The following is a 20,117-nucleotide window of genomic DNA, read 5'->3' on the forward strand; positions in this document are numbered from 1 at the left end:
AATAAAAGTAAATTACTATGATTACTGAAGAACTCAAGAAATTATATTGTGCTTATGCCGGACACGAGCCGGAAGCAATCGACGAACTCCCTTCCTCGGGATCCAACCGCCGCTATTTCCGCCTGACAGGCACGCCTACACTTATCGGTGTAAGTGGAACCTCTCTTGAAGAGAATCAGGCTTTCCTCTATATGGCAAGCCATTTCCGGAAGAAAGGGTTACCCGTACCGGAAGTCGTGGCAAAGAGTGAAAACGACGCTTTCTATCTGCAAGAAGACCTGGGAGATACACTCCTGTTCAATGCCATTGAGAAAGGACGCAAAACGAGCGTGTTCGATGAAGAAGAAAAGCAACTCCTGCGCAAGACTATGCGCCTGTTGCCAGCCATACAATTCTCCGGTGCAGATGGTATGGACTTTTCCTATTGTTATCCGCAATCGGAGTTCAACAGCCGCAGTATCCTGTGGGATTTGAATTATTTCAAATACTGTTTTCTGAAAGCAACCGGAATGGAATTTCAGGAAGACCGTCTGGAAGATGATTTCCAAAAGATGGCGGATGTATTGATGCGTAGCAGTTCTGCCACATTCATGTATCGTGATTTCCAGAGCCGGAACGTGATGATTAAAGATGGCGAGCCGTGGTTCATTGACTTCCAGGGCGGACGTAAAGGTCCTGTTTATTATGATGTAGCTTCTTTCCTATGGCAGGCCAAGGCGAATTATCCCGATAGTTTGCGCAAAGAGCTTTTGAAGGAATACATCGATTCGCTGTGCAAATACCAGCCTGTAGATGAGAAGTACTTCTATGCTCAGTTGCGTCACTTTGTATTGTTCCGTACTATGCAGGTGCTGGGTGCTTACGGTTTCCGTGGTTATTTCGAGAAGAAACCGCACTTCATTCAGAGTGTACCCTTTGCCATTGAAAACTTACGCCAGCTATTACAAGAACCGTATCCCGAATATCCGTATCTCTGCCACGTGTTAAAAGAGCTTACCGAGCTGAAACAATTCACTGATGATTTGCAGAAACGCCGTCTTGTTGTGAAGGTTACCAGCTTTGCATATAAGAAAGGTATTCCCGAAGACTCCAGCGGAAACGGAGGTGGTTTCGTATTCGACTGCCGCGCGGTGAATAATCCCGGCAAGTACGATCGTTACAAACCTTTCACCGGACTAGATGAACCTGTTATCCGTTTCCTTGAAGACGATGGCGAAATAACGACTTTCCTCGAACATGTATATGGTTTAGTAGATGCTTCTGTGAAACGGTATATGGAACGCGGATTTACGAATCTTTCTATCAGTTTCGGATGTACAGGCGGCCAGCATCGTTCCGTTTATTCGGCACAGCATCTGGCAGAGCATCTGAATAAACAATTCGGAGTGCAGGTAAATCTTATCCATAGGGAACAGAATATAGAACAGACGTTTAAAGCTAAAAACTAAATTGAAGTGATAAGTGATTAGTGATAAGTGATTAATACCATGCGGTACAAAACTTATCACTTCACTTATCACTAACCACTAATCATTTATTAACGTGAAAGCAATGATTTTTGCCGCAGGCCTCGGCACCCGCCTTCGCCCGCTAACCGACAATATGCCCAAAGCCCTTGTCCCCGTTGCAGGCAAGCCCATGTTAGAACGTGTCATTCTCCGGCTGAAAGATGCCGGATTTAATGACATCACCGTAAACATCCACCACTTTGGCGAACAGATTATAGATTTCCTTCGCACCCATGATAACTTCGGTGCAGATATCCATATCAGCGACGAACGAGGCGAATTGCTGGATACCGGTGGCGGAATTAAAAAAGCCCGTCCTCTGCTGGAGAGCAACGAGCCTTTCCTTATACATAATTCTGACATCCTGACAGATTTAGATCTCAACGCCTTCTACCGTCACCATCTGAAAAGCAATGCAGACGCCACCCTGCTCACCAATCATCGGAAAACCTCCCGCTACCTGTTGATGGATAAAAATAATCGCCTCTGTGGCTGGACTAATCTTTCCACCGGTGAAGTACTCCCCAAAGAACTCGACTATCCCGACGAGCACTACCAATTGCAGGCTTTCGGTTGTGTCCATGTCCTTTCACCCTCCATCTTTCATTATATGGAGAGCGAACGTTGGACAGGAAAATTCTCTATCATCCCGTTTTATGTGGAGATTTGCCCGCAAGCACATATCCAGGGATATCCCATAGATAGCGAAAACTGGTTTGATGTGGGGAAACCGGAAACACTGGCAAAGGCAGAAGCTTATTATACCTCGTTATAATACAGGCTCCATTTTTATCAGTTTCCCTTGCCCGTCAAATAAGTATTCGTAATTAAAAGAACTGTAAATGCGATACTTCCAGCGAGCACTCTTTTCAAAACGGCGGCTGTCATCCAGGACAGTCGCCTGATATTTATCTTCTAATTCGCTGACAAACGCCTGAAATCTCGGATCCTGAAATCTATAGGTAGCAACCACTATCCGAACATCCGGATAGTGGTTCCGCAAATCATCCAATTCTGCTCGAACACTATCTATTCCATCCTGCAACCAGAAAAGCAAACATACCGGCTGCCCCTTTCCTGCAATATCCGAGAAAAGTACACTATCCTTTTCCGCATAGTCCACCTGCCTGAAATCAATAAAATCATCTCCGGGCATCATACTGCGAGTTCCGTCCAGCATGCGTTTCAGTCCTATCAGTACCGATGTACTGTCCCGCATCTGCGGATTACTGTTCTGATATAATTTTTCCAGTTCATCCGGATATATTTCCGCCCAACGGTCAAAAACCATCCACCCCATAGCATTACCCACATTATCAAATACGAACTTCCGGGTCTCTTCACGCGGAAAGATATCTTCATGCCAGAGTTTCCAAAGGCGCACATTCAGTGAACGGGGATTGGTACTTTTGTCCGGCACAGGCATTTCTGGCGGAGTTATATTTGTCAGCGTCAGTTCTCCCCTTTCCGGATAGAAAAAGTTCATGCTATGACGGTGTTCTATGCCGTAGAGATGCAGAGTGTCTTCTTTTCCGGAGAATGTGGCCTGCCCGTTTCTGATGATAGCAGAGTCCAACGGTCCTTTCCCATAATCCCTATCACTCGTCATGCGGTCGGCACCATAGCGCCACAGGTATAGCGTATCTCCTTCATGAGCATCCAGTCCGATACAATTTACCGTAAATGTGTGATCATGAGACTGGCAACTTATCATCCCCAGAAGCATAGAAAAAAATATCCATCGATTGATTTTCATAAGGCGCAGATAATTAAATGAATAAACAGATGGTACAAAAGAACATTTTTTTTTAGAAAGATGCAAGCAAAAAATAGATTATTGGTGAACGATTGTTTACGGATTTCCATATATTTGTAGCATTACATTAAAAGAACTGACTATGAAACGACTGAAATTAGGTTTATGGATATGTCTGTGTTTGTGCACCACTACCCTTGTGGGACAAAACAAAGTGAAAACAACAGCTGAAAAAGTAATGCTATTTATTGATGGCGCCCAAGTGACGCGTACTAAGCAGGTAGAAATCCCTGCTGGAACCTCAACTCTCATCTTCACCGGACTATCCCCTTACATGGATGCTCAAAGTATGCAGATAAGTGCTAAAGGGAAGCTAACTGTTACGTCAGTCAATCAGCAATATAATTATACAGATAGTGCTTCCGTCAGCCAAAAGCAGCAAAGCCTGCAAGAAGAACTCAAAAAAACAGAGAAGCAACAAAAAGAACAAAATGCTGAACTTGGATTGATTAATGCTGAATATGAAATGCTGAAAACAAACTGTTCCGTCAGCAATAAGAATACAGCAACCTCTTTAACTACCATCAAAGAAGTGAACCATTACTACTCCACCCAGCTGAAAACTCTGAAATCAAAAGAACTCGCCATCAACGAAAAAATAGAAGAACTTGCCCGAAAGCAAGAGCAACTAAATGCAGACTTAGCACAACTGAGTGGCAAGGCTTTAACTCCTATGAGCGAGATTGCAGTAAACGTAAACGCACCTGCTACCTGCAAAGCTACGTTTACTCTCAATTATTATGTGAAGAATGCCGGTTGGTTTCCTTCCTATGATGTCCGTTCCAGCAGCCTATCTGAGCCTATTTCCATCATTTACAAAGCGAATATCTTCCAGAATACCAAAGAAGAATGGAAGAACGTGGAATTATCTCTCTCTTCTTCCAATCCTACCACCGGAAACATAGCTCCTAAGTTAGCTACTTATTGGCTGGATTACGGACTTGCAGCACCGCGTTACAGTTTGAATCAAAATGGAAATTCAGTTTCGGGAGTAGTGCTCGACGGTGAACGGGAACCCATAATCGGAGTGAACGTTATGATACCCGGCACCACCATAGGCACCCTCACCGACGTGAACGGCAAGTATTCTATTACCATTCCCAACGGACAAAATCAGCTCCAATTCTCATTCATCGGTTACCAATCCCAAACCAGAGACATACAGGGAAGTGTCATGAATGTTGTTCTTCAGGAAGATGTGCAGATGTTGCAGGAAGTAGTAGTAGTGGGATATGGTGCAGAAGCGGCGGCTCCCTCATACAAGCCCTCCACCAAATCCATCAAGAAAGCTGCTGCCATTGAGGAAGAAGCCAGTATGGCCCTTGAAGTTGAACAAAGCCAAGGACAAATGGGCTACGAATTTGAAATAAAAGTCCCCTACACCATCCCTTCTGACAATAAGCCTGTAGTCGCCGAAATCGGACATTATGAGCTTCCGGCTTCTTATGCTTATCAAAGCACTCCCAAAATTGACAAAGATGCATTCCTGATAGCTCAGGTCACTGATTGGGAAAAGTTACACCTACTTGAAGGTGAAGCAAATGTTTATTTTGAGAATACCTTCATCGGCAAATCCATCATGAATATCACCCAACAAAACGATACTTTATCCTTCTCCCTGGGACGCGACAAACGCATCATGATACAACGCACGAAGGAAAACGAATATACTTCACGCAAATTCATGGGTTCCAGCCAGACACAATCCATTGCCTGGAAACTCTCTGTACGTAATACACGTCCAGAGCCTGTAACGCTCACTCTTTACGACCAACTGCCCGTATCACGCAACAACAACATCACCGTGACAGCAGAAGAAATTAGTGGTGGAAGACTGGACGAGGCCAAAGGTATCATCACCTGGCAAATAACCTTACAGCCCGGCGAACAACGTGAGTTACCTTTGCGTTATAAAGTGAAATATCCTAAAGGACGCAACTTAGTAATAGAATAACGTTTTTTATGACCCTAAGACAGAAATTATCCGGTATTCCCCTGTATATGCAAATCCTGATAGGCATGATTGCCGGTATCATTATCGGCCTCATTGCCTTGCAGATAGACGGTGGTGTAACTTTTGTACGCCACTGGCTCCAACCTTGGGGACAAATTTTTATCCGCCTTCTGCAACTGATAGCCATTCCTCTGGTGTTCATCTCTCTGATAAAGGGAATGACCGGACTGAAAGATATCAGCAAGTTCTCGCGTATTGGCGGAAAGACCATCGGCATTTATATATGTACAACTGTTGTCGCCATTCTTTTAGGCCTCGCCATGGGCATGCTTGTTCAACCCGGGAAACTAGTAAACCACGAACAAGTAGCACACCTGCAAGAGCACTATCACACCGTAGCGGAAGAGAAGAAACTTGCTGCAGAACAGACCCGCGAACAAGGGCCATTGGCGTTCCTGACCGATATTGTCCCCAATAATATTGTCAAAGCAGCCTCCGACAATGGCAAGATGCTACAAATCATCTTCTTTGCCGTCTTCTTCGGATTAGCAACACTGGCACTTCCCGCCCGGAAAGTGCAACCCGTCATAGCTTTATTTGATAGTCTGAACGGCATTATTCTGAAAATGGTAGACTACATCATTTTATTTGCTCCCTGGGGTGTAGCAGCATTGATGGCGGGACTAATCACAGACTTTCAGGGTGACACCAGTATATTCAATGCATTGGCTGTTTACGCGCTGACAGTTGTTATTTCCCTTTTCATTCTGCTATTATTTTTCTATCCGGTGCTGATACACTTCTTTACACGGATAAGTCCCAGGAAGTTTATCCGGGCAATGTATCCTGTGCAACTGTTTGCTTTCACTACAAGCAGCAGTGCCGCCACATTGCCCGTAACGCTGAAAACCGTGGAAAATAAACTGGGAATTTCAGAAGAAGTCAGTTCATTTGTCCTGCCTGTCGGCGTTACTATCAATATGGACGGCACATCCTGCTATCAGACCATCGCAATACTTTTTATCGCACAAGTTCTGGGTATTGATTTGAGTTTCTCCCAACTCTGCATCATTGTTGCCATGACCGTACTTTCCTCCATTGGCACTCCCGGGATTCCCGGCGGAAGCTATGTTATCCTGGCAATGGTACTTACATCCGTCGGCATTCCGGCCGAAGGTTTGGCACTGATATTGGGTATTGACAGACCGCTGGATATGCTGCGCACTGCAGTAAACGTAACGGGAGATGCGGCAGTGTGTGCCATGATTGATTCAGCCCCCCAACCATCTGCTGAATAATTGATAAAAGCCTTATTCTTCCGCCGCCTCTTTCATTGCCTTTAGTAATGATAATGAGTTTGTAAAAGGAACATCTGTAGCCAAATCCCAACTCATCACGCCACACATACCTTGCTGGCGAGCATAACGAGTTTTGATTTTGATGTTAGTCTGACCATCAAACAAATATTCATCTCCGCTATAAGTAACCGTGTTCTGGTCCGGACTCGTTATCAAATTATTTTTAGTAAAAGTATTGTAAGCTTGTGTAGGCTTACCATTAGTAGCCCCGATAAACGGAAGTCCTGCCACTATTTTTTCTTTCGGAATACCTCCGTCACTGATTACTTTTTGCAAATCTATTTTATATTGTTCTACGGGATAACGATCGGGAGAAGGGCCATAGCACTGTATAGAAATCCAATCCATTTTGGCAATCGCTTCTGCTGATATTTTGTAATATAATGGATGCAAAGTCGGAGAAATAACACGGTTCTCCGTTCCATCTTTCAGAGCAATAAGTGCATTGCTGACATTTGTATAATCTGCACCTGAACTGGGCCACTCAAAGTCAATATCCGCACCATCAATATCATATTGCTCCATCATATTCTTCATGTTCCGCGTAAAATCAGCAATAGCGACAGAGCTGGCACACATTGTTTTCCAGTTTCCACCGGCTACTCCTAAACGAAACAAGATATTCTTACCTGTCAGTTTGCTACGGATATCTTTCATGATTTCCACCCATGTCTGCGAATCTTTACCCTTATCGGAAGCATCATCATACTTCCAATATGCCAATGTTTTTGTTGCATTCCAATCGCCTTTGAAAGTAAGCTCCTTATCTTTGTAAGCAGCCGGATTATCAAATTTGATTCCTGAGAAAAAAGTCTCATCCAATTTCCCCTTGAAATTACTGCCAAGTAATGTAGGAGCACGAAAAGGCATAGTTCCTGTATTGGATACTGCATCCGCAGTTTTCGTAGCATCAATAGTCAGTGTCACAGTCTTAGCCGAATAAGATAATCCTACATAATGCCAGGCTCCGGTTAACAGTCCGGTAGCAGTCAGTTCCGAGATTTCCGACCCTACGATAAACTTCATTTCCTCCGGAACACCTCCAAATTGTAAAGCTACTTTGCTATCTCCGACTGTTTTACTGAATAATACAGCATCCGGTGTCCATTCATCAATGTATATCCATGTGGCAAAACTGAAGGCCGACATAGCTGCAGACGCAGTATTCATCAGGTGCGGACCAGCATTCATCTCACCTGTCCCATCAAAAGCAATAACCCCATTGCGCCCTGCATACGAATCCAGATGAGTAACTCCACCAGTAAACGTAGCATTATTTTCCGGAGTTTCAAAATATAATGTTCCATCACCATAAGGCTGAACAACCATATAAATCAAATCATTGCAAGCCAACATACTTTCCGTTGAAATATCCCCTTTTTGATAAAAGTTTCCACGAATATAAGAACTCACAATAAAAGGTTTATTACCGTCTACATCCGGTGTTGCAAAGTCGGCATCAATGGTACACGACACTTTTACGGAAGTAGTATTTTCAGCCGGACAAATCAGATTAGTCTTATAATTGATTGTAAAGGGGACATAATCAATATTAAAACTTTTCAACGCATTTCCTGTCGCATCATTCGAAGCAAAAAAATCCAGGTTGACATCATACAAAATACTTCCCTCCTGATAATTGGCTCCATCAGCCAAAGGATGAGTAAAAAGATAGTCGAAAGCCAAAATCTGATTGGCATCAGCAGATAAGGTCTTTCCTGAAAGAATCTCTTGGGAAGCAGTTCCTGTGATATCGCCTTTGAGAGCATCATAAGAAGTATACACAGAAGGATAAGTTACCTTGATACTACTCACATCAGAATAATTACCTTTTACATTCAACAAAGCAAAAGGACGTTTCAGTGCCATGGTGATATCCGAAGTAGCGGATGTAACATCAGCAATTCTTCCGCAAAAAGCATCTCTTGCCGGAGTATTGAGAGTCCATTTATCTTTTACAATCGTGACATTCTTCAAAGATTGCGTATCGTAAAACTCATCTTCTACGCTTATCAAAGCGGAATTATCCACGCCACTATTAACAAAATCTGCCCAAGCAACCAGTGTGAATGTTTCATCTGGTGCCAACTGCAAATTAAAGTCGGGGGTAGTCTGTGGCATACGTTGCACTAACGTCAATGTACCGTTATTCTGCTTATATACACCCAGCACATAACGTAAGTGATATCCTTCAGCAGTAGGAAGAACTGAAGTTCCACGGGTAACTGCTACGTCCATTGACAGATGCACCTTTACATTTTGCTTGTGATCGATAGCACTTTCAGCATCTCTACATCCCATTAATAATAGACCAAAGAACACGTACCACAAAAAGAATTTAATTTTCATGTTGTTAAATTTAAAGATTAATTAATTACTATATCGATTTCTCCCGATATTTCTCCATCTATGATATTGCCCTCCCCTAAATCTTTCATCTCAACATATTTAGCTACATGCCCGGCAGATTTCAATGACAACGATACCGAAGAGACATGATAAATGATTCCTCCACTAGAATCACCTATTGTAACTTCCATGTCAATAGGGGTAACTTTATTCTTATCAGTAAATATATAGTCCGATGCTACAACAAAATTTTCTCCCTTTTTCTGTATATCGCTATATCTGACCGAAGGATTCAACAGGGACGCCACACAGCATTCTGTAAGAATATCATATGTGACAGGAACATAACCTTTGTAAGTAAGGATAGAATTCATGCTCTCATCGGTATTTATTTCTCCTAAATCAGTTGTCAAAGTGTAGGAAGAAAGCGGGGAATAGAAAACCAGACTAAAAGCCTGTGTAACCAAATTATCGGAAGATAGCGTCAAAGGTAAACAAGCCGCATAAGCTTCCTTCCTTACATCAGCCACTCCGTCTTTCATACGAATCGCTCTCAAATTCTCCGTCATATAATACGAAGTATCCTCGGTAATACGATAATCGATCCAGGCCAAAAGGTGGTAATCTCCGATAGGCAGAGTCAATTCATACAGAGGAAGTTTTGTGCCCTGCATAAATCCGACAGCAGTCGTCTCATCAGGAAATTCCAGATAAAAGGAATGACGCCCAATTTCCAAATCATTTTGAATAACAGAAATAATACAATAAGGGTGAGCCTCAGAAAAAATAGTTTTCAGTGAAACTTTATCAAAGTTTCCATAAATAGAAACCTCGAAGGATTGATGCAAACATACTTCCTCATCCTTTTGATAACAGGAAATCAAAAATAGTATGAGAATATAGCAATACGCAGCATGTATCTTCATAACTTTTGTATTAAAAAGGGCTAACAATGATTTCATGGAGACAAAATTAGGATGCTATTTCCTGACAAAATGTACAATAATCACTATTTTTTAGTCCAAAAATCACTATTCAGAATGCTTTTGGCATATAATAAAGGAATCTTAGTAGAGAAATGTATAAAACTCTCTTCTTTATATTATTTAGCATACCGTTTGCATCTTTTTTATTTCCAAATTGTTTAATTTATAAATTAGAGTAAAACAGAATAATAAAAGAAGAAATTATGAAAAAGATTATCGCATTAATGATGTTAGTTTTCATAGGTGCATCTACTGCAATGTATGCACAGCAAAGTAGTAGTGAAACCCGCCGTGCAGAACGTAAAGCTCAGCGTGACGCAGAAAAAGCCAGGGAAAAAAGAGAAGAAGCACAGGCATATGCCAATGCCGTACAAGCCATCAATAACAGAAAATTCGTACTGGAAGCTGACCGTATTACGTTCAAGAGAGGACGGAGTGCTTTCGTTACATCAAACACCAACTTTGTACTTTTAAACGGTGAAAAAGCATCTGTTCAGGTTGCTTTCAATGGTCCTTATGCAGGTCCTAACGGCATTGGCGGTATAACCGTAGACGGCAGAGTAGGTGAAGTTAAAACGACCACAGATAAAAAGGGAAATGTGAGTTGCAGTTTCAGTGTAGTAGGCGTCGGAATTTCCGCACAAGTTTCTATCAGGTTGACTCATGATACCAACAATGCATCCGTCACAATCAACCCAAACTTCAACTCGAATAGATTGTCACTGGATGGCAAAGTAATTCCATTATCCGAATCAAGCGTATATAAAGGACGGTCTTTCTAATTACTAAAAATAAACAAACAACTAGAATACAGGATTCTTTTAAAACATTCTTAAAGCATCGGGAAGATGTTATTTCCCGCTATTGAATACTTACGGCTGCAAAAGTTTATACTTATGCAGCCGTAAGTATTTTATTGACTATACAGTTCTCCCTTAAATACCATAGGAAACTTTTTTCAAGTATGCTTTTTGTTCAGACAGACTTTTTTTCCTATCTTTGCCACGGTTTTTGGTTCCGTATCTCCCTGTCGCTATGGTGAGAACGGTGAAAAGGGAATCAGGTGTAAATCCTGAACAGACCCGCTGCTGTAAAATCCGTTTCAAATCTTGAATATACCCAATTAGCCACTGTCCGCAAAGCGGATGGGAAGGCATTCAAAGATGGATAAGTCAGAAGACCTGCCAAAAATGATATAGTTTTAATGCTTTCGGGAAATAAAGCAGAAAAAACATTTAGTCTGGCAGTTCTTTATCCTCCATAAAGAATTCTCTCTCTTCATGTATATCCTCCCGAAAGTAAGTCATAAATACTTTAAAAAGACTGAAATGAAAGTTTTTTCATGTGTATTATTTATGCTGACTTGTCTTTCGCAGATAGGCATAATGGCACAAAACAAAATTACTCTATCGGGAAAGGTGACAGACCAGCATGGTGCTCCTTTGTCTTTAGTGACAATTGCCGTAGAAAACACTTCATCCGGAACCTATACGGATGATAACGGACGATATTCCCTACAAGTCATACCCGGAAAACATACTCTTGTCGTATCTTTAGTAGGTTATCAAACTGTAAAGACACCCCTTAATATCCAGCAAAGCAAAAAACTCAATTTTACATTGGAAGAGAGTTCTGTTGTCCTGAACTCCGTAGAAGTTTATGGAAAGACGCAGACACAGAAAGTGAAAGAAGGAGTTTTTTCCGTCAATGCTCTTGATATAAAACCTATAGTAAATTCGCTAAATAATCTCAATGATCTGATAAACCGTACAACGGGCATTAAGGTTAGAGAAGAAGGAGGTGTCGGTTCAGACTTTGATTTGTCCATAAATGGTTTATCCGGCAATTCCGTCCGCTACTTCCTGGATGGAATGCCTTTGGACACCAAAGGAAGTGGGGTTTCACTTGCTAACCTGCCGGTAAATATCATAGACCGGATTGAAATATATAAAGGGGTAGTTCCTGCAAGCCTGGGAACGGATGCATTGGGTGGCGCCATCAATATCATTACCAAACAAGAAAAAAAGAACTATCTGGATGTTTCTTATGGCATCGGTTCATTCCATACGCACAAAGCAGACTTGAATGCACAATTTGTAGAACCTAAAACAGGACTGATTATCCGACCTACTGTGGGCGTAAACTATTCAAAGAATGATTATACAATGAAAGGCGTTGAGGTCTGGGATGAAGATAGTCGTAAGTATATTCCAGTCAACCGCAAACGCTTTCATGATGATTACTTCTCACTGTTCGGACAAATGGAAATTGGTTTTACCAATAAATCCTGGGCAGATGCTTTCTTTGTTTCCGGCTCTTATTCAAAAATTAATAAAGAGTTACAGACAGGTTCTATCCAAAGTAAAGTATATGGTATGGCAGAAAAAGAGTCAGACGCATGGAACATTTCTGCACACTACCAAAAGCGTAACCTCCTCATAAAAAACCTGCAACTAAACGCCTCCATTTCGCATACTTGGGATCACTCATTGACAGTGGATACCACATACCGACAATATGACTGGAATGGTGACTATATCATAAGTTCACGTAGTGAAATCATGGGACGCGGACGTATAATGCGTCATTACAAACGTCCGTTGACTATTGCCCGGGGGAACTTGGACTATCGACTAAACAATACACATAGCCTTAATCTGAACTATCTGTTAAGCCGTACGGGCAACAACCGCTACGATGAAGTGGATACTGATTTTGAAAAGTCAAACGACATTTTAGCCAAACACATCATCGGCATTTCCTACAACCAGTCATTTTGGGATAGTAAACTGACTAATACATTTTTTGCCAAAGATTATATTAACCACTTGAATATACGACAGACTGATTTAGACTGGCTTACCGGTTCAGAAAACGTGAAAGGCTCAACTACGAAGAATTACCTAGGCTATGGCATTGGTTCACGATTTACAGTTACCGCCCCATTCTCTATAAAGTTATCTTACGAACATAGCGTACGACTACCCCTCGCCCGTGAATTGTTAGGTAATGGTAGTACAATCTATGCAAATGTGGCATTAAAACCAGAAAGCAGTGATAATATCAATCTAGGCCTCTTCGGTACATGGCATCCAGCATCCGGACATACTATTTACTATGAAGCAAGCGGTTTCCTTCGCTATGTAGACGACTATATCCAGGCTAAAGTATCGGAAAAAGAGGCCACAATGCAATATGAAAACGTTCCTGCCGTACACATCAAAGGCTTGGAAGGTGAAATACGTTATAATTGGCAAAATAAGTTACAACTGATCTCTAATATAAGCTTTGAAGAAGCTCGTGATCAGAAAAGATATAAAACTGATGGTAAGCCTTCAGCTACTTATAACAATCGCGTACCTAACCGTCCCTGGTGTTTTGGAGGAGTAGAAGCAAATTATACTTTTCAAAACATGCTATTACCTCAAAGTAATCTGCGTTTAGGATGCAGTTACCAATGGGTACACTGGTTCTTCCTTACATGGGAAGCATACGGTGCACGTGAAAGCAAAGCACGTATTCCAGCACAACACATCTGCAATGCCGATATTACATATTCTTGGAAACGAGGACAATATAACATTGCATTAGAATGTGCCAATGTATTTGATAAGCTTGCTTATGATAATTACAAACTACAAAAGCCCGGTCGGTCATTCTTTGCTAAATTCAGATTATTTATTCATTAAATCTATTTATTAATTAACATTTATTCAAAATGAAAAGACTAAAATTCTTATTCAGTATGGTAATGGTCGCAATCCTGGCCATATCATTCAATGCTTGTTCTGATGATGATCCAACTCCAACTCCCGAGCCGACTCCAGGAACAGAAGATTACCATTTTGATATTTGGATTGCCCTTGACAAACATGGTGGAATGGGACGTGATGTTAAAACACTCGTTAGAAGTGTAGAGTCTCTTGATGCAACCCAACCCCAAATTGACTTTGTAGGGGAAGGTACTGAAGTGAATTCCAAGTTGACACTGGAAAATATTATTAAAGGTGCCTATTACTATCAGGTGCCTGTTGCAGGTGACAGATTTGGCAAATATACACTGTCAGATAATAAAATAAATACAGTACAAGAACAAAAGTTTGGTACAAACACATACCTCCCTCGTAAATACACCCACACATGGCTTCCCGATAATAACTTAATGATTATGGCAGCCAATGGTGATGCAGACAAAATTATCTGGACCAAACTCAATGCTTCTGACATGACTATATTGAAAGAAGGTACATTGAATATCCAAGTTCCGGAAGGTTCAGCCGTATTCACAACTTCTGGAATTCTAACTTATCGTGAAAAAGACAATAAACTGATTTATTTCTATTATGGAAAAAGTAAAAAAGGCCTAAATTCTACTGAATCCAAAGTATATACGGCTGTAATCGATCCTTCGACGATGAATGTGGAAAGCAATATTCAGACTTCATTAGTTGATGAAATGGTTGGTAGTGCTTACGGTGAATTGCTTCAAAAATGTACTTTTTTTGATGAGTCAGGTAATCTGTATCTCGCCTGTTTATCAAATGATGAAGATGGTGTAGAAAGATCTCATCTGTTAAGAATAAAAGCTGGAGAAAAGGACTTCGATCCAAGTTATGATGGATTTACCAATGATGGTAAACTTGTTTCTATAGAATATCTCGGTAACAATAAAGCTCTTGCTTATGCCCGTGAGGATCAATTGGGAACAGGAATCGACAGTTACAGTCACTATTATGCTATTATTGACTTATCTTCAAAAAGTAGCAGTCGCATCAAATGTGATGGTAAAGACTTGCCTTACAGTGGTGGCCGTTTTTCACAACGTACAGCTATAGCTGGTGATAAAGCTTATATTGGTGTCAATCCAGAAGGGAGCAATCCTTGTATCTATATCTATGATATTGCAACAGGTGCAGTTGAAAAAGGTGTAGAAATAGCCGAAGGATACTATTTCGAACAAATCCGCGTTTTGGAAAACGAAAAATAATTCAATTACTTTAGAGACTGTCACAATTCAAAGGCAGTCTCTAAATTTATATACTCGCTTATGAGAACTTTTTATTTCTTATTATTCTTACTGAGTATTCCTCTCCTCTGTCCTGCGCACGAAGGAGAAAACTTCATAGCAAGCGATATGCTCGCAAATATGAAACCCGGCGATAAAGCCGCCCTGCTGATGGTACACTTTGGTACTACACACGATGATACCCGTGCCCTGACTATTGACGGTATCAATGCGAAAACTCACAAAGCATTCCCTGATCTGGAAATGCGTGAAGCTTTTACTTCCCGTATCATTATCCGCCGTCTAAAAGCACGCGGCATCAAGAAACTAACTCCGCTGGATGCCATGCTCCGTCTGCGTAGTGAAGGCTATACACATGTTATCGTACAAAGCACCAATATCATTGATGGTGTGGAGATGGAAGCACTTCGTCGAGATATGGAAAGTGTACAACCTTTCTTCAAGGAAATCCGTATCGGCACTCCCCTGCTCTACTCTACAGAAGATGCTGAAAAAGTGGTAAGCATATTAGGAAACCGACTTGACGCAACTGCACAAGGAAAGAAAGTTTCCAGTAAAAAGAACATGGAACATTTTGTTCTTGTCGGTCATGGCACCTATACTCCCAGTACCGCCATCTACAGTCAGATGGACTATATGCTGAAAGCCTACGGACTGAGTAACTTCCACGTAGGTACCATCGAAGGATATCCTTCATTTGAAACGATGCTGTCACAATTGAAAGCCGGAAAGGCCAAACAAGTAACTCTGGTTCCATTTATGTTTGTAGCTGGCGATCATGCTAAAAATGATATTGCCGGAGAATGGAAAGAAGCACTTGAAAAAGAAGGATACGCAGTAAATGTCCGTATGGAGGGTATGGGACAAATACCTGAAATACAGGAAATTTTCATCGACCACATCCGCTTCTCACTGAAACACCGAATGCTGGATATTATGGATAAAAAGGCAGCATACGCTGCCGGAAAAGACGAGTAATAATTACCTTATTTGTTTCAAGGCATGAAACCAGGAGTTTCATGCCTTGAATGTCAGCTTACTATGAACAAGAAAAGAACAGGAATAATCCTTGGCTGCATAATCACCATAGTCATCACTTGCTTTGCAGCCTACAATTATTGGTGGGCACCTACCCGCATCCTCATCATCAATCCCCTGCCCGCACAAGCAGCAGATATCGCGTTGAATAATGATTGTCGCCATATCCGCGTGAAATGCATCAAGATGGAAGAAATGAAAGACCTTTCCGGTTATGATGCCATCATGATGTATGGACGCGGATTGTTTCTGGATGAAACACAAGTAGCGGAACTGGAACGGGTAGCTGCCAAAGGTGTTCCTGTTTTTACCAATGCGCTAAGACACTTCAACTTCATCGTCAATCACAACATCAACCCTGAACAACAGGAAACCCTGCAAATGTATTTTCAAAATGCTTGCAGACAGAACTACAGGAATGCTTTGCGCTACCTGCGACACATCTCCACTCCCCAGCGCCTGGGTGACCGCTCTTTTGAAAATCCCGTAGAATTACCCAACAACCTGTTTTATCATCAGGAATCCGGTCAGTACTTCAAAACACCGCAAGAGTTGACTGAATATCTGAAACAAAAGCAGCTCTACCACGAAGGTGGGCGCAATCTTGCTTTCATCTCAGGCATTAGTTTTCCGGTGGAAGGTACCCGCGCCCATATAGATACCCTAATCTCCCGTCTGACACAGGCAGGTTTCAACATTTATCCCATCACCGGTAGCGGTAAGGGACGCGAAGACCTGATACGTACCCTTCATCCCGACGGATTGATTTATCTGCCTATGGGACGTCTGGGAAACGATTCGCTTATCAACTGGTTACACCAGGAAAATATCCCCCTCTTTATGCCTTTCCCACTGGTACAACCGCGTGAAGAATGGCTGAATCCCAACATACCCGTAAGTGGAGGTACACTGACAGCACGTGTAGTAGTACCCGAAATAGACGGAGGCATGGCCCCCTTATGCATTTCCACACAAAATGAGAATGAAGAAGGATACATTCTGCACACACCGGAACCGGAACGGATGGATGCCTTAGTTGAACATATCAGCAAATATATGTCTCTTCGCGATAAATCCAATAAGAACAAACGCGTCGCCATCTGTTACTTCAAAACACCTGGTAAAGATGCTTTGCTGGCAAGCGGTATGGAGGTGATTCCTTCCCTCTATAATTTCCTGAAACGCTTGCGCAATGAAGGATATGATGTAAGCGGACTGCCTGCCACTGTGGAAGAATTCGGGCAGAGAATACACCGGGACGGTGCCGTAATGGGTTCGTATGCCAAAGGGGCACAAGAACAATTCTTAAAAACGGCACATCCCGTATGGCTCTCTACCGAACAATACGAAGCGTGGGCAAAAGAAGTAATTCTCCCGGAAAAGTATAAAGAAGTAACCGACCGCTATGGCGATGCACCGGGACATTTATTGGCAACGGAAGATAGTATCGCCATTGCCTGCCTGCGATTCGGCAATGTGTTATTGTTTCCACAACCCCGTCCGGCATTGGGAGACGATGATTTCAAATTGGTTCACGGCATGCCCGTAGCACCACCACATAGCTACCTTGCTCCCTACCTGTATATGCAGAAAGGATTCAAAGCAGATGCACTGATACACTTCGGTACACATGGAAATCTGGAATATACACCGGGAAAAAATGTCGGATTGTCACAGGCAGACTGGTCGGAAGCCCTGGTAGGTAATCTGCCTCATTTTTATTTCTACACCACAGGAAATGTAGGTGAAGGTATCATCGCCAAACGACGCACACATGCGGTACTCGTCACACATCTCACCCCGCCTTATGCAGAAAGCGGCATGCGCCAGCGATACAATCAACTGCTGGACAATATTCATAAACTACTGGATGAAGGTACAGAAGGACACCGTATGCTGGGAATGCGCGTGAAGAAAGAAACCGTTCGTTTGGGGTTGCATCGTGACCTGGAACTGGATTCCGTACCCGATAAGCCTTACACAGCCGAAGAGCTGGAACGTCTGGACGCTTTCACCGAAGAAATTGCCAATGAAAAGATGCTCGGTGCCTATTATACAATGGGCGAACCTTATTCGGAACGTGACTTACTGCAAACCACCCTTGCCGTCAGTGCGGACGCCCTGGCTTATGAAACGGCAAAGGCTGACCGGGATAAGGGCCGAATTACAACAGAGCAGTTACAGGATTTCACCTATATAGCTCATCATTATCTACCCGTGGCAAAGAAACGCTTGACAGCCCTATTGCAAAACCCTCCGCAAGATACGGCAGCCATAGCTCCCGACCTTCGCCCGGCAGTGCGCTATCGTGAGCAACTGATATCTTCCACAGCCAACGAGTTCAATGCTATGGTACGTGGTCTGAGCGGTGGAACCGTGCTCCCTGCACCGGGAGGCGACCCGGTACTGAATCCGAATGTATTGCCCACAGGACGGAATATGTACAGCGTCAATGCTGAAACCACTCCTAATCCGCGTGCATGGGAAGACGGGAAACGGCTGGCAGAAGCCACACTGAAACAATACATCAGCAAACATAGAGAATATCCCCGGAAAGTGAGTTACACTTTTTGGGCAGGTGAATTTATCACAACTGAAGGGGCTACACTGGCACAAGTCTTCTGGATGCTGGGCGTGGAACCTGTACGAGACGGACAAGGGCGTGTTGTTGATCTGAAACTGGTGCCGAGTGAAGAGCTGGGACGACCACGTGTCAATGTGGTAGTACAAGTATCCGGTCAGCTTCGTGACATTGCAGGTTCACGGTTGAAGTTACTGACGGATGCCGTTCGTCTGGCATCGGAGGCACGGGACGAGGCATATCCTAACTATGTCGCATCAGGAACAGTGTTACAGGAAAAGTTGCTGGTGGAAAAGGGAACTTCACCCAAGCGTGCACGGGAAATGTCGGTGATGCGTGTATTCGGTCCGGTTAATAGTGGATACAGTACAGGAATCATGGGTTACACAGAGCATAGTGGTTCATGGGATGAGGAAAAGGAAATAGCTCAGGGGTATCTCAATAATATGGGTGCTGCTTATGGAGATGAAGAAAATTGGGGAGATGTTCAGAAGGATTTGTTTGCTTCCGCCCTTTCTGAAACGGATGTAGTCATTCAGCCACGGCAAAGTAATACGTGGGGGCCGATTTCTCTGGATCATGTGTATGAATTCACTGGGGGATTATCTCTTACCGTAAAGACACTGACAGGTAAAGAGCCGGATGCATACATGGCTGATTATCGCAACCGCACCAACCGCCGTATGCAGGAAACCAAAGAGGCAATTGCAGTGGAGACACGGGCAACGATATTGAATCCGACATTCATACAGGAACGTATGAAAGGCGGTGCAGGTTCGGCACAGATGTTCGGAGAAATTTTCCGGAATATATTCGGCTGGCATGTGATGCGTCCGTCGGCTATGGACAAGGAGGTATTTAATGATTTGTACAGGATGTATATACAGGATGAAAATAAGTTAAGCATACATGAATATTTCCTTCGTGTGAATCCGGCATCGTTCCAGGCAATGACAGCGGTGATGCTGGAAAGTGCACGGAAAGGCTATTGGAAAGCAAGCCCGGAACAGTTGAAGGCAACGGCTGCACTGCATGCACAAATCACCCGTGAAAAGGGTGCTGCCTGCACAGAATTTGTGTGCGATAATGCCAAGTTGCAAATGTTCGTTGCAGATAATCTGGATGCAAAAGAGAAGCAGGAATTCAATCAGGATATGAAGACCGTGTATGAAACAGCCGCAGCTAACGGTAAGGATGTAGTATTGAAAGAAAAGAAAATGACTCCGGAACAAGCGGCGCAGAAACAGAAAACGAATGGTTTGATGATTGGCGGCATAGTGCTGATTGTATTCATCGGATTGGTTGTATTGATTAAGAGAAAAAAGACATAAATGATAATTTATCGCGCGAAGCGCGATAAGTAGTTAGTAGCAAGTAGTAAAGTAGTAAGTAGGAGATACTCCGAATTAGAAACACCTCTATAAACAGGACTATTCTACTAACTACTTGCTACTAACTACTAACTACTGCGAAGCTTCGCTTCGCTAAATTATCATTTAAG

The 20,117-nt window shown here is 42.7% G+C and carries 12 protein-coding genes and 1 riboswitch; of the genes, 9 read left to right on the plus strand and 3 right to left on the minus strand.

Going from position 1 to position 20,117, the window contains the following annotated elements:
* Positions 1-17: 17 nt before the first annotated feature.
* Positions 18-1,448 (plus strand): RapZ C-terminal domain-containing protein, encoded by a 1,431-nt coding sequence (locus tag HMPREF9447_RS02085; protein ID WP_009127606.1) that lies wholly within the window; start codon positions 18-20, stop codon positions 1,446-1,448.
* A gap of 94 nt (positions 1,449-1,542) precedes the next feature.
* Positions 1,543-2,283: a nucleotidyltransferase family protein gene (locus HMPREF9447_RS02090; RefSeq protein WP_044137331.1), complete on the plus strand. Its 741-nt coding sequence runs from the start codon at positions 1,543-1,545 to the stop codon at positions 2,281-2,283.
* Here HMPREF9447_RS02090 and HMPREF9447_RS02095 read toward each other — a convergent pair.
* Positions 2,278-3,264: a DUF4369 domain-containing protein gene (locus tag HMPREF9447_RS02095; RefSeq protein ID WP_009127608.1), complete on the minus strand. Its 987-nt coding sequence runs from the start codon at positions 3,262-3,264 to the stop codon at positions 2,278-2,280. The two genes, HMPREF9447_RS02090 and HMPREF9447_RS02095, sit on opposite strands and share 6 nt — an antisense overlap.
* Before the next feature lie 142 nt (positions 3,265-3,406).
* Between HMPREF9447_RS02095 and HMPREF9447_RS02100 the strand changes: the two genes are divergently transcribed.
* Both HMPREF9447_RS02100 and HMPREF9447_RS02105 read left to right on the plus strand, forming a co-directional pair.
* Positions 3,407-5,278 (plus strand): DUF4139 domain-containing protein, encoded by a 1,872-nt coding sequence (locus tag HMPREF9447_RS02100; RefSeq protein ID WP_009127610.1) that lies wholly within the window; start codon positions 3,407-3,409, stop codon positions 5,276-5,278.
* Positions 5,279-5,286: 8 nt separating this feature from the next.
* The gene (locus HMPREF9447_RS02105; RefSeq protein ID WP_009127612.1) at positions 5,287-6,576 is read left to right on the plus strand and encodes a dicarboxylate/amino acid:cation symporter; all 1,290 of its coding nucleotides are present in this window, start codon (positions 5,287-5,289) and stop codon (positions 6,574-6,576) included.
* Between the two features lie 12 nt (positions 6,577-6,588).
* Here HMPREF9447_RS02105 and HMPREF9447_RS02110 read toward each other — a convergent pair whose 3' ends face one another.
* Positions 6,589-8,985 carry a glycosyl hydrolase family 18 protein gene (locus HMPREF9447_RS02110; RefSeq protein WP_009127614.1) on the minus strand — a complete coding sequence of 799 codons (2,397 nt, stop codon included), beginning with the start codon at positions 8,983-8,985 and terminating at the stop codon, positions 6,589-6,591.
* Positions 8,986-9,002: 17 nt separating this feature from the next.
* Positions 9,003-9,947 (minus strand): DUF6562 domain-containing protein, encoded by a 945-nt coding sequence (locus HMPREF9447_RS02115; protein WP_009127616.1) that lies wholly within the window; start codon positions 9,945-9,947, stop codon positions 9,003-9,005.
* A gap of 227 nt (positions 9,948-10,174) precedes the next feature.
* Between HMPREF9447_RS02115 and HMPREF9447_RS02120 the strand changes: the two genes are divergently transcribed.
* The 5 genes from HMPREF9447_RS02120 to HMPREF9447_RS02140 all read left to right on the plus strand — a co-directional run bounded on the left by HMPREF9447_RS02120 (position 10,175) and on the right by HMPREF9447_RS02140 (position 19,947).
* On the plus strand, positions 10,175-10,753 hold the full coding sequence (locus HMPREF9447_RS02120; protein ID WP_009127620.1) for a DUF4251 domain-containing protein: 579 nt from the start codon (positions 10,175-10,177) through the stop codon (positions 10,751-10,753).
* A 213-nt stretch (positions 10,754-10,966) separates the two neighbouring features.
* Positions 10,967-11,174, plus strand: a riboswitch (cobalamin riboswitch).
* Between the two features lie 125 nt (positions 11,175-11,299).
* The gene (locus HMPREF9447_RS02125; RefSeq protein WP_009127622.1) at positions 11,300-13,660 is read left to right on the plus strand and encodes a TonB-dependent receptor; all 2,361 of its coding nucleotides are present in this window, start codon (positions 11,300-11,302) and stop codon (positions 13,658-13,660) included.
* A 29-nt stretch (positions 13,661-13,689) separates the two neighbouring features.
* On the plus strand, positions 13,690-14,958 hold the full coding sequence (locus HMPREF9447_RS02130; RefSeq protein WP_009127624.1) for a hypothetical protein: 1,269 nt from the start codon (positions 13,690-13,692) through the stop codon (positions 14,956-14,958).
* Positions 14,959-15,018: 60 nt separating this feature from the next.
* Positions 15,019-15,975 carry a sirohydrochlorin cobaltochelatase gene (locus tag HMPREF9447_RS02135; protein WP_009127627.1) on the plus strand — a complete coding sequence of 319 codons (957 nt, stop codon included), beginning with the start codon at positions 15,019-15,021 and terminating at the stop codon, positions 15,973-15,975.
* Positions 15,976-16,038: 63 nt separating this feature from the next.
* Entirely contained in the window at positions 16,039-19,947 is a 3,909-nt protein-coding gene (locus HMPREF9447_RS02140; protein WP_044137333.1) for a cobaltochelatase subunit CobN, read from the plus strand.
* The last annotated feature ends 170 nt before the right edge of the window (positions 19,948-20,117 follow it).

Source organism: Bacteroides oleiciplenus YIT 12058 (genome assembly GCF_000315485.1).
In the GTDB taxonomy this organism is placed as follows: domain Bacteria; phylum Bacteroidota; class Bacteroidia; order Bacteroidales; family Bacteroidaceae; genus Bacteroides; species Bacteroides oleiciplenus.

Bases quoted from the DNA above. Each gene is read 5' to 3' on its own strand.
- HMPREF9447_RS02125 (WP_009127622.1), top strand. From the start codon at position 11,300: ATGAAAGTTTTTTCATGTGTATTATTTATGCTGACTTGTCTTTCGCAG.
- HMPREF9447_RS02095 (WP_009127608.1), bottom strand. From the start codon at position 3,264: ATGAAAATCAATCGATGGATATTTTTTTCTATGCTTCTGGGGATGATA.
- HMPREF9447_RS02120 (WP_009127620.1), top strand. From the start codon at position 10,175: ATGAAAAAGATTATCGCATTAATGATGTTAGTTTTCATAGGTGCATCT.
- HMPREF9447_RS02140 (WP_044137333.1), top strand. From the start codon at position 16,039: ATGAACAAGAAAAGAACAGGAATAATCCTTGGCTGCATAATCACCATA.
- HMPREF9447_RS02110 (WP_009127614.1), bottom strand. From the start codon at position 8,985: ATGAAAATTAAATTCTTTTTGTGGTACGTGTTCTTTGGTCTATTATTA.
- HMPREF9447_RS02115 (WP_009127616.1), bottom strand. From the start codon at position 9,947: ATGAAATCATTGTTAGCCCTTTTTAATACAAAAGTTATGAAGATACAT.
- HMPREF9447_RS02085 (WP_009127606.1), top strand. From the start codon at position 18: ATGATTACTGAAGAACTCAAGAAATTATATTGTGCTTATGCCGGACAC.
- HMPREF9447_RS02135 (WP_009127627.1), top strand. From the start codon at position 15,019: ATGAGAACTTTTTATTTCTTATTATTCTTACTGAGTATTCCTCTCCTC.
- HMPREF9447_RS02130 (WP_009127624.1), top strand. From the start codon at position 13,690: ATGAAAAGACTAAAATTCTTATTCAGTATGGTAATGGTCGCAATCCTG.
- HMPREF9447_RS02105 (WP_009127612.1), top strand. From the start codon at position 5,287: ATGACCCTAAGACAGAAATTATCCGGTATTCCCCTGTATATGCAAATC.
- HMPREF9447_RS02100 (WP_009127610.1), top strand. From the start codon at position 3,407: ATGAAACGACTGAAATTAGGTTTATGGATATGTCTGTGTTTGTGCACC.